Source organism: Sulfurivirga sp., from assembly GCF_015490265.1.
Classification (GTDB): Bacteria; Pseudomonadota; Gammaproteobacteria; order Thiomicrospirales; family Thiomicrospiraceae; genus Sulfurivirga.
In genome coordinates, this window is the sequence record NZ_WFYD01000094.1 from 17,966 (window position 1) to 29,017 (window position 11,052).

Below are 11,052 nucleotides of genomic sequence, written 5' to 3' on the forward strand. Positions count from 1 at the left end.
GCTCTTTTCCCATAGAAACTGGCCGAATCTGCCCGTTCAGGCAGAAAACCGACTCTGGGAACGGGGTCTCCCCCGTTTTCACAGGGTGTCGTCCTGGCGCGCCGGGGAGCGCGCCGGTTTTCGACGGGAATGGAGCCTGTTGCGGCGGTTCAGGCTGGAGGCGGCCCCTGTTCGCGGGCTTTCCTGCGATACTGACGCACCTCCTGAAGGGTGATGCAGCCGTCCTCGTCCGTATCCACTGCATCAAAGTCCGGCAGCGGACGGTCATCGGTCTCCATGCGTGCGTATTCGTCACTGGCCACGCAACCGTCTCGGTTGCGGTCCATGCTCAGGAAGGAAGGCAGCGGTGGCATCATGTGCATGCCGCGCATGTCCATGGGAGGGTGCCCCATGCCTTCGGCACCGACCGTCAGGGCGGTCAGCATCAGCCCCATGCCCAGCAGAACGCGTTTCATGTTTTTCTCCTCTGATGACGGATTTTCAGTATACACAAACGCAACGCCCCCGCAGGGCGGGGGCGTGCAGAGTCGGAGGGAAGGAAAGCGGCCTCAGGAGGCCAGCCCGCCTTCCCGCTCCAGTTCGGAAGGATCCGCCTGCGGATCTTTATCCCCGGTGTAGTACTGCCAGATGTAGTACAGCAGCGGGATGACGAACAGCGTCAGCACCGTGGAGGAGAGGGTGCCGAAGATCAGCGACACCGCCAGTCCGCCGAATACCGGGTCGGTGATCATGATGACCGAGCCGAAGATGATCGCCAGCGCGGTGAGGATGATGGGACGCGCCCGCACCTTGCCGGCCTCGATCACCGCCTCTCTGAGGCCGAAGCCCTGTTTGCGGTAGTCGAGGATGAAGTCGATCAAAAGCAGCGAGTTGCGCACCACGATGCCCGCCAGCGCGATCACGCCGATCATGGAGGTGGCGGTGAACGCCTGACCGGTGAGCCAGTGGCCCGGGAAGACGCCGATCATGGTCAGCGGGATGGCGCCCATGACGATGACCGGGATCATGAACGAGCGGTAGTAGGCCACCAGAATCAGGTAGATGAACACCAGCGCCACGATGAACGCGCTGCCCAGATCCCGGAACACATCCAGCGTCAGACGCATCTCGCCGCCCCATAGCAGGGTATAGTCGGTGATGTCCTTCGGTTGCGCCTCCACAAAGCCCAGATTGGCGGTGTGGAAGGTGATGCCGGACTCGGGCAGCTTTTTACCGTCAAGCCACTTGTCCAGCGTCAGCACCGCATAGACGGGGCTGGATTTGAGCAGCTCGCCGCCGACCATGACCATGGCGTGCTGGTCACGGTCGAGGATCGGCTTGGCCTGAATGACCTTGCGGATCTTGGCCACGGCGCTGACCGGCACCGCCGCACCACTGCGGGAGGCCACCCGCAGGCTCATCAGCTGCTCCGGCGCTGAGCGCTCGGAGCGGGGCAGACGCACGATGATGTGCACCGGCTCGCGGGCGTCATCCAGGTGCATGGCGCCCAGTTTGAAGCCGGAGACATAGTCATGCAGCATCTTGCCCAGCTGCGCCGGGGCCACGCCCAGCAGGTTGGCCTGATCCCGGTCCACGACGATCTCGTAGGTCTGCACATCGGCGGTGACCGTGTCGTTGACGTTGATCATGCCATAGACGTCGCCGAACATCCTGCGCACTTCTTTGGCCGCCTGACGCAGCTTGTCGTAGTCCGGCCCGTAGAGCTCGGCCAGGATCTGCTTGGGCACCGGCGGCCCCGGCGGGGTCTCGTAGATGTTCAGCTCCGCCTGCGGATAGACGGCGCGCACCTTGTCCAGCGCCTTGTCCAGCCGTTCGGCGATCTCGTGGGAGCTGACGTCACGATGGTGCTTGTTGACCAGATTGACGCGGATCTGCGCCAGATAGGGCCCCTTCTTGAGCATGTCACCCCGCACCAGCGCGGCGAAATCCACCGGCGCGGTGATGCCGAGGAAGGTGCTGTAGTTGGTCACGAACGGCGTTTTCGCCAGCACGTCGCCCACCGCCCGGGCCACCTGATCGGTGCGTTCCAGCGCGGCGTTCTCGGGCATCTTCACCTCCACCAGCAGGGTGTTGGTGTTGTCGTAGGGCAGCATCTTCACCTCGACGCCCAGCGGCGCCAGCGGGTGGTTCATGCCGTCGGGGCGCACGAACTGCAGCGCCGGCTGCGCAAGGGCCGCGAACAGCGCCAGCAGCACCACCAGAAAGAACACATTGCGCTTGGTGCGGCTGGCGATCATCGGCTCGATGATGCGCCGGTAGGTGCGCTGCAGCCAGTCCTCCCTGTGGCCCGGCGCCTCGCCTTCCTCAAGCATGGATTCGCGCTTCTCCATCTCGCGGATGGCGCGCTTGCCCATCCAGTGATAGACCGCGTAGGGCACCAGAATGTAGGCCACCACCAGCGAGGCGATCATGGCCACCGGCACATTGAAGGGAATCGGCGCCATGAACGGCCCCATCATGCCGGTGACGAACAGCATGGGGATGAAGGCCAGAATGACCGCCAGCGTGGCGATGTTGGTGGGGTTGCCGATCTCGTTGGTGGCCTGCACCAGCATCTGGTCGAAGCGCTTCGGATCGAAGCCCTCGTGAATGTGGCGGTGGATGTTCTCGATCACCACGATGGCCGCGTCCACCAGCAGACCCAGCGACAGAATGAGCGCAAACAGGGTGATGCGGTTGATGGTCTGCCCGGCGATCAGCCCCACGGTGAGCACCACGAACAGGATCAGCGGCACGGTCAGCGTGACGATCCCCGCCTCGCGCCAGCCGAGGAAGACGATCAGAATCAGCGCCACGGAAACCACGGCGATGCCCAGGTGCTCCACCAGCGTGTTGACCGCGTCATCCGCCTCGAAACCGTCGTTGCGGGTGACCACGATGTGCACGCCTTCGGGGATGACGGTCTTTTTCATCTCCTCCAGCTTGGCCAGCACCCGGTCGGCCACGGTCACCGCGTTGGTGCCGGGCTTCTTGGCCACGGTGATGGTCACCTGCGGAATCTCGCCGGCGGTCTTCATCTCGCCGTCGGGGCCGAAGCCGATACGGGTGTCCTGATCGATCTCCATCGGCCCGTCCACGATGCGGGCGATGTCCCGCAGGAAGATGGGGCGGCCCTCCACCACGCCGATGATGATGTTGCCCACCTCATCGGCGTCCTTCAGGTAGCCCTGCACCCGCACCGGATGGGCCTGGTTGCTGTTGATCAGCTCACCCACCGGCAGCGAGGCGTTGTTGCCCTTGAGCATGTCCTTGATCTGGTCCAGCGTCAGCCCGGTCATGGCGATCTTCTGGGCATCCAGCCACACATTGATCGCCCGCGGCTTGCCGCCGACCACATGGGTCAGGGAGACGTCGGGAATGTTGCGGATCTGCTCCACCAGCTTGAGGGCCACATCCCGCAGGGCGAAGCTGGACAGATGCTCGGAGGAAACCGCCAGCGTCAGGATCGGCACCTCGTCCACGTCAATGGGCTTGATGATCGGCTGCAGGGTGTCCGGGGGCATCCTGTCCATGTTGCGCATCACCTGGTTGTAGAGCTTCACCAGGGAGGCTTCCTTGTCCTCGCCCACCTTGAACTGCACCGTCACGATGCCCACGTCGTTCATGGCCATGCCGTAGGTGTGATCCACCCCGTCCAGGGCGTTCATGATGTTCTCCAGCGGCTTGACCACCATGTTCTCCACCTCCTCGGGCGAAGAACCGGGCTTGGGCACGATGATGTTGGCCGCCGGCACCACAATCTGCGGGTTGTACTCCCGCGGCGTCAGCGCCAGCGCCAGCATGCCGGCCAGAAACAGCGCCAGCATGATCAGCAGCGTGATCTTGGAATGGATGAACATGGCCGCCAGCTTGCCGGCCAGGTTCAGCTTGACTTCCCTGTTGATCTCCGCCATGGATCAGGCCCCCTTGTCAGCCGGTTGTGACGGATCGACCACCTTGACCACTTCCACCCGGTCGCCATTGCGCAGCAGGCGGTTGTTGGGGCTGATGACGATGCGCTCGCCCAGATCCAGCCCGGCCAGCACCTCCACCCTGTCGCCCATGCGCTTGCCGGGGCGGATCATGCGGAAGTGTACCCGGTTGTCCGCATCCACCACGAACACGCCGGTGATGCCGGCACGCACCACGATGGCATCGGCCGGAATCATCATGGTCTGACGCTCGCCCACCTTGAAGCTGACGCGGGCGAAAGTGCCGGAATTGACGTTCTTGAGCGCCCTGGGCAGGGAAATCTTCACCGTGTGGGTGCGGGTGCGCGGATCGGCGGCGGACACCAGCGCATAGATCTCGCCCTTGACCGGATGGTCGATGCCTTCGATCCACATGGTGGCCTCGTCACCGGCGTGCAGACGGGCGTAGAGGTCGGAGGCCACTTCGGTCTTCACAGACATGGTTTCCAGATTCTCCAGCACCAAAAGCGGCTTGCCTGGCGCGGCCAGATCCCCGTTGGCGGCCAGCTTCTTGACCACCACACCGTCGAACGGCGCCTTCACATTGGCGTATTTCAGCTGAGCGCGCGCCTGATCGAAGGCCGCTTTGGCCGCCGCCAAGTTCTGCTGCGCCACCTGATACTGCAGGCGGATCTTGTCAAACTGCTGCTTGGAGACGGATTCCTCCTCATACAGCTTCTTGAAGCGCTCGTAATCGGCCCGGGCATCATCCAGCGCCGCCTTGGCCTGACGGTAGGCCGCCTCCGCCTGAGAGATCTGACTCTTCACATCCGTCGGGTCAATGGTGAACAGCAGCTGCCCCTTCTTGACATGATCACCCTCCTTCACCTTCAGGTTGTGCACGAAGCCCATCAGGCGGGAGGCGATCTGCGCCTGCTCGTCCGGCACCACCGCACCGGGCACCACGATAGTCAGCGGCACCGTGCCCAGCGACACCTTGGCCACCTCCACCTTCAGCGGTTGCTCCGCCTGCTTCTTCTGCGCGGGCTGGGCGCTCTTCCCGCCCTCCTGCTGACAGGCCGAAAGCCCCAGCACAGCCAGCAGAGCCATCATGCTCAGAATGCTTCGCTTCATCATCTGCTCCTCGAATTCTTACAGGTTGTCCAGTGTCATGGTGCCGGTCAGCCAGCGCAGCTCGGCCTTGTAGAGATTGGCCTGATACACCGCCGCCACATGGTCGGCACGCGCCTTGTCCAGCTGCGCCTGGGAGGCCAGCAGTTCAGTGATGGTGGCCACGCCCGCCTTGTAGCGCTTGAGCACCAGTCGGTTGGCCTCCTCAGCCTGCTCCTCGTTCAGGCGGGTGGTGGTGATCTTGCTGTTGGCCACCTGCCAGTTGCGCCATGCCTGAATCACCTTCAGGCGGATCTGGTTCTCCTCCGACTGCAACCTGGCCGCCTGCGTCTGCGCCCTGGCGCGCGCCCGCTCGATGGTGGCGCCGGTCACGCCCGCATCCAGCTTCCACTTCGCCTGAAGCGCCACCAGATAGCTGTCCGCCTGCAGGCCGAAGTGGTCGGAGTTGAAATCCTTTTCCGCCATGGCGTTCACATGGGGATAGCGCTCGGCGCGCGCCACCTGCACGCCGGCCAGCTCGCCCTCATACTGCTTGCGCAGGGCCACAAGCTTCGGGTTGCGACTGAGCGCCATGGACACCAACTCCACCACATCCTCGCTGGGCAGGTCGATCATGACGCGGTCGCCCACCTCGATGGACTCGCCCATGTCCAGGGCCAGCAGGGTGCGCAGGGCGTCCAGTGCCAGCTGCTCCTGATTCTCCGCCTCGGTCAGCGCCTGCTGCGCCTCGGAGCGGTTGACCAGCGCCCGCAGCAGCTCAGACTTGACCACGATGCCCTGCTCCACCATGCTCTTGGTGGTCTTCACGTAACTGTCGGCTGCCTCCAGCGCCTTGCGCGCCACGGCGATATAGGCACGCGCCGTGTGCACCCCGTCATAGGCGCGGAAAACGCTGTAGGTAAGAAACTGGCGCACCGCTTCCTTGCCGTAGCGGGCCGCCTCGGTGAACGCGCGCGCCTGATTCTGGAAGCCGCTGATCCTGCCGCCGTTCCAGATGGGGATCAGCAGCTGGATCTTGGCGTTGTAGTGGGTCCAGTCGCCGGGCCGGTTGAGGTTCTTCGGCTCCACGCTCAGCACATTGGGATTGCTGGGGTTGAACTCGTTGGCGCCGAAGTCGTTGAAGGTGGCCTGCCGCTCGGAAAGCTTCATGCCGAACACGTTGAGCGCATCGTCCGTGTTGGCCACGCTCAGCTCGGCGTTGATCTGGGGCAGCCGGGCCCGCTCCGCCGCCTTGAGCGCGGCGCTGGCCTGGGCGATGCGTCCGTCCGCCGCGGCGATCTCCGGGTTCTCCTTCAGGGCCCGCTCCACGCTGGCCTTGAAGGTGAGAATCTGGGCCTGCGCCAGCATGGGACACGCCAGCAGCAGCGCCCCTGCCAGTCGTCTGAATCTCATCACTCGTCCACTCCCTGAAAGCATCCTCTGAAGCCTACTGTTTCGCTCGGTCATAATGCAAACTTATCGCCATATAAGAAAATTAGCGGGATTTTATATTAGAGATTTCTTATATTCAAGCTCGATCACCCCTTTCAGCCACACCAGCTGCCCATGGAAGAAGTGGCTCACCCCGGCGCGCCAGTAGAGGGTGGGCATGACGGGTTGCGCCGCCAGCCACGCCAGCACGGCCGCGGGCGAGACCACCTCATCCCCCCCGCCCTGAATGACGGTCCAGTTCTTTTGCGGGGGAACCAGCGCGTCAAAGTCCCACAGCCCCACCGGTGGCGCGATGGACAGCAGTGCGTCCGCCGCCACCGCCTGCCAGCGGTTCAGCGTCACATAGGCGCCGAAGGAAAACCCGCCCAGCAGCAGCCGCTGCGGCGCGTGACACGCCTTCAGCCAGGCATGCGCCGCCATCAGGTCCGCCTGCTCGCCGATGCCGTTGTCAAACGCACCCTCGCTGCCGCCGGCGCCGCGGAAGTTGAACACCAGCGTGCTCCAGCCCAGCTGCTGAAGCGTCCGTTCCACCGTGGTGACCACCTTGTTGTCCATGGTGCCGCCATACTGGGGATGCGGATGGCACAGCAACGCCCAGCGCGGGCCGCCGTTGTCTAAAATACGTCCCTCCAGCCGGCCCGCCGGGCCGGGTATCCAAACCTTCTCAACACCGGATTGCATGCCATGTCCTCCATCAAGCCTGTGCGACGCATTGTAGTGGACGACGCCATACCGGAGGCCGAGCGCCTGTTTGGCGATCTGGGCGAAGTCATTCTGCTGCCGGGCCGGGCGATCGACACGGACGCCGTGCGGGAGGCCGACGCGCTCATCGTGCGCTCCCGCACACGGGTGGACGCCACCCTGCTGGCCGGCAGCCGGGTGGAATTCGTCGGCAGTACGGTGGTGGGGCTGGACCATGTGGACCGGCGCTGGCTGAATGAGGCGGGCATTCATTTCTACAGCGCGCAGGGGTGCAACGCGGTGGCCGTAGCGGAATATATCATCGCCAACCTGCTGCGCTGGGCCTGCGAGCGAAAGGAGACATTAAGAGGAAGAGCACTGGCCGTCATCGGCGTGGGCCATGTGGGCGAACAGGTGCGCCGCCGCGCCGAGGCGCTGGGCCTGCGCCTGCTGCTCAACGACCCGCCCCGGGCCGAACGGGAGCCGGCGTTCCCCCACACGCCGCTGGAAACCTGCCTGCGCGAGGCGGACTTCATCACCCTGCACACGCCGCTGACCGATGAGGGCCCCCACCCAACCCGCCACCTGCTCAATCGGACGAACATGGGCCTGATCCGGCCGGATGCGATGCTGATCAACGCCGCCCGCGGCGGCATCGTGGACGAAGCCGCCTGGCTGGAAACGGACACCGCCGCCGACATCATCGACTGCTGGGAGAACGAGCCCCGCATCAACCCGAAGCTGTTCCGTCGCGCCTGGCTGGCCACCCCGCACATCGCCGGCCACAGTCTGGACGCCAAGCTGCGTGGCGGCGTGATGGCCAGCCAGGCGCTGCGCCGCTTCTGGCGGGCGCCACTGCTGAATGAGGCTGAAATTTTTGCCCGCCTGCCCGCTCCCAGGCCGCTGGAGCTGCCCGAAAGCGAGGACCCGATCTGCCGGCTGACGGATCTGTGCCGCCAGGCCCATGACTTCACCCGGGATCAGCGGGCGCTGGAACCGATGGACGACACCCTGCCCGAGCGCTTCGAGCACTGGCGCCGCCACTATCCGCCCCGGCGGGAGTGGCATGCCCATGCCCTGCCTGCCGGACTTGACGAGGCAACACGCTCGGCGGCAGTCCGCCTCGGCTTCATGGGGGAATAACACCCGCTTATTTCAGAGCATAAGCAACTCTTTATAAACAAACATTATGATCTGACCAAATTATTCAAATTGGCATCCACACGCCCAACCGGTAAGCTAAGCCGTCACAACTGGTTCATCCAGCACTCTGAAGACAAAGCGACACCAAGGAGCAACATTATGAAGTTCGTGAACCTGATCAAACTCGGTCTCCTGACCGCCGCCATCGCCACCCTGTCCGCCTGCGGCACCATGAAGGCCGCCAGCAACCTGGAAGATGGCGCCGGCGAAACCGCCATGGAGCTGTGGGACAAGTGGGTCAAGTGTGAAGGCGAAATCGCCTGCGCCACCACCTGGGAGCGCAAGGTGGCCGACGACGTCACCCCGGAAGACATTGAAGACGCCCTGATGTCCGTGGCCACCGAGATGGGCATCAAGCCGGTGGGTACCCTGCCCCTGTCCGACGAGCTGAAGGCCCGCGGTATCGAAACCGGCTACCTGAAGGTCTATTCCTTCTGTAACCCGGTGACCGCCCGTCACATGGTGACCTTCTCTCCCAACATGGCCGCCTATCTGCCCTGCCGCATCGTGGTCGTAGAGCGCAAGAATGAAAAGACCGGCAAGAACGAACTGTGGCTCTACACCCTGAACATGGACATGATGGTCAAGATGGGCAAGAAGCTGCCGCCGGAGCTGAAGAAGGAAGCCTACAAGGTGCGTGACACCATCGCCAAGATGATGGAAGCGGCCGCAACCGGCGACTTCTGATCGGCGAACCTGACAGATCCTCCGACCTCAACCCGCCGCACGGCGGGTTTTTTGTGGCCGGAGAACGGGGTCTCCCCCATTTTTGCGGGACGCCGCCGCGGCACGCCCGAAACGCACCGCATTTTCCCGGCGCCAGACAGGAAAAACGCCCCGCACGGGGCGTTTTCATTACCTGACAGACGCGCACCCCCTCATTCGCGGATGGTACCGTCGCCCAGCACGATCCACTTCTGGCTGGTGAGTCCTTCCAGCCCCACCGGGCCGCGGGCGTGGAACTTGTCGGTGGAGATGCCGATCTCCGCCCCCAGACCATACTCGAAGCCGTCGGCGAAGCGTGTGGAGGCGTTGACCATCACGGAGCTGGAGTCCACCTCCGCCAGAAAGCGCCGCGCGGTGGTGAAGTTCTCGGTGATGATCGACTCGGTGTGACCGGAGCTGTAGCGGGCGATGTGGTCCATGGCGGCGTCCACATCGTCCACCACGCGGATGGAGAGGATGGGGGCCAGATACTCGGTGGCCCAGTCCTCCTCGGTAGCCGGCTTCGCGTCGATGATGGCGCGGGTGCGCTCGCAGCCGCGCAACTCCACCCCCTTTTCCGCATACAGCTTCGCCAGCGGCGGCAGCACCACCTCGGCGATGTCGTCGTCCACCAGCAGGGTTTCCATGGCGTTGCACACGCCGTAGCGCTGGGTCTTGGCGTTGAAGGCCACGCGCACCGCCTTGTCCACGTCGGCGTCCCTGTCGATGTAGACATGGCAGATGCCGTCCAGGTGCTTGATGACCGGCACCCGTGCGTCCCGGCTGATGCGCTCGATCAATCCCTTGCCGCCACGGGGAATGATGACGTCCACAAACTCCGGCATGGTGATCAGCCGCCCCACGGCGGCGCGGTCGGTGGTTTCCACCACCTGAACCGCCGTCTCCGGCAGCCCCGCTTCCGTCAGCCCTTCCCGAATGCATTCGGCCAGCGCGCGGTTGGAGTGGATCGCCTCACTGCCGCCACGCAGAATGGCGGCGTTGCCGGATTTGAGGCACAGGGCAGCCGCGTCAATGGTGACATTGGGACGGGACTCGTAGATGATGCCCACCACGCCCAGCGGCACGCGCATCCTGCCCACCTGAATGCCGGAGGGACGCATGCGCATGTCGGTGATCTCACCCACCGGATCGGGCAGCTGGGCGATCTGGTGCAGTCCTTCGATCATGGTGTCGATCACCCTGTCGGACAGGGTGAGACGGTCCAGCAGCGCCGCGTCCAGCCCGTTGGCCCGGCCGGCGGCCAGATCCTTCTCGTTCTCCGCCTTCAGCGTCTCACGCCGGGCGGCGATAGCCGCGGCGATGGCTTCCAGCGCGCGGTTCTTTTGTGCGGTGGCGGTGCGCCGCAGCACGCGGGAGGCCGCGCGTGCCTGCTCACCGAGCCGCTCCATGTACTGATTCACATCCTGACTCATGCCATGACTCCTTCCAGTGTCTGATCTGCGCCGCAGACGGCGGCCACGATATCCTTGAGTACCCGGGCCGGATCGCCGGACAGCGCGCCCTTGCCGATCTGGTCCGCCTCGGCCACCCGGGCCAGCAGCCGGGCCCACCGCGCGGGCGGCAGCCGCTCGGCCATGCGGCGGTAGGCGTTCTGACGGGATTTCCAGATGCCATGCTCCCTGAACCACTGCTGCGCCCGCTCCGGAAAGGCGGACAGCTGATAGCCCAGCCGCACCTCGCGCCCCAGCAGCCACACTACCAGCTGCACGGCGGTGCCGCTTGCCAGCAGCCGGTCAAGCACGTGCAGCGCTTCCAGCATCTCCCCCGCCAGCAGCCGGTCGGAGAGGGCGAACAGCTCGTAATGAGCCTGATCGGCCACGTTCTCGATCACCTGCTCCGGCGTGATGCGGGCGCCCTCTCCATAGCGCAGCTGCAGAATCTCCAGCGCCTGATCCGCCGCCAGCAGGTTGCCCTCGCTCCGCTCCGCCAGCACGGCGGCGGCTTCGAACTCCAGCGTCAGCCCATAATGGCCGGCCCGCTGCTGACACCA

The 11,052-nt window shown here is 64.5% G+C and carries 9 protein-coding genes; 2 read left to right on the forward strand and 7 right to left on the reverse strand.

Annotated elements, in window-relative coordinates:
• Window positions 1–149: 149 nt before the first annotated feature.
• From F8K16_RS06360 to F8K16_RS06380, 5 genes are all read right to left on the reverse strand, one after another.
• A complete protein-coding gene (locus F8K16_RS06360; protein ID WP_294948375.1) occupies window positions 150–455 on the reverse strand; it encodes a hypothetical protein in 306 nt (101 codons plus the stop codon).
• Between the two features lie 93 nt (window positions 456–548).
• Window positions 549–3,893: an efflux RND transporter permease subunit gene (locus tag F8K16_RS06365; RefSeq protein ID WP_294948377.1), complete on the reverse strand. Its 3,345-nt coding sequence runs from the start codon at window positions 3,891–3,893 to the stop codon at window positions 549–551.
• 3 nt (window positions 3,894–3,896) lie between these two features.
• Window positions 3,897–5,024, reverse strand: a complete 1,128-nt coding sequence (locus F8K16_RS06370) for an efflux RND transporter periplasmic adaptor subunit (RefSeq protein WP_294948379.1) — start codon at window positions 5,022–5,024, stop codon at window positions 3,897–3,899.
• Window positions 5,025–5,042: 18 nt separating this feature from the next.
• Window positions 5,043–6,413, reverse strand: coding sequence for a TolC family protein (locus tag F8K16_RS06375; protein ID WP_294948381.1), 1,371 nt, complete (start codon window positions 6,411–6,413; stop codon window positions 5,043–5,045).
• A gap of 93 nt (window positions 6,414–6,506) precedes the next feature.
• Window positions 6,507–7,133 (reverse strand): alpha/beta hydrolase, encoded by a 627-nt coding sequence (locus F8K16_RS06380; protein ID WP_294948383.1) that lies wholly within the window; start codon window positions 7,131–7,133, stop codon window positions 6,507–6,509.
• A 3-nt stretch (window positions 7,134–7,136) separates the two neighbouring features.
• Between F8K16_RS06380 and F8K16_RS06385 the strand changes: the two genes are divergently transcribed.
• Entirely contained in the window at window positions 7,137–8,276 is a 1,140-nt protein-coding gene (locus F8K16_RS06385) for a 4-phosphoerythronate dehydrogenase (protein ID WP_294948385.1), read from the forward strand.
• 159 nt (window positions 8,277–8,435) lie between these two features.
• Window positions 8,436–9,023: a DUF302 domain-containing protein gene (locus F8K16_RS06390; RefSeq protein WP_294948388.1), complete on the forward strand. Its 588-nt coding sequence runs from the start codon at window positions 8,436–8,438 to the stop codon at window positions 9,021–9,023.
• A gap of 191 nt (window positions 9,024–9,214) precedes the next feature.
• On the opposite strand, the gene F8K16_RS06395 is transcribed toward F8K16_RS06390, so the two are convergent.
• Entirely contained in the window at window positions 9,215–10,474 is a 1,260-nt protein-coding gene (locus tag F8K16_RS06395; RefSeq protein ID WP_294948390.1) for a glutamate-5-semialdehyde dehydrogenase, read from the reverse strand.
• A partial coding sequence (gene holA, locus F8K16_RS06400; protein ID WP_294948392.1) for a DNA polymerase III subunit delta occupies window positions 10,471–11,052 on the reverse strand: 582 nt, incomplete at its 5' end. The genes holA and F8K16_RS06395, both read right to left, overlap by 4 nt.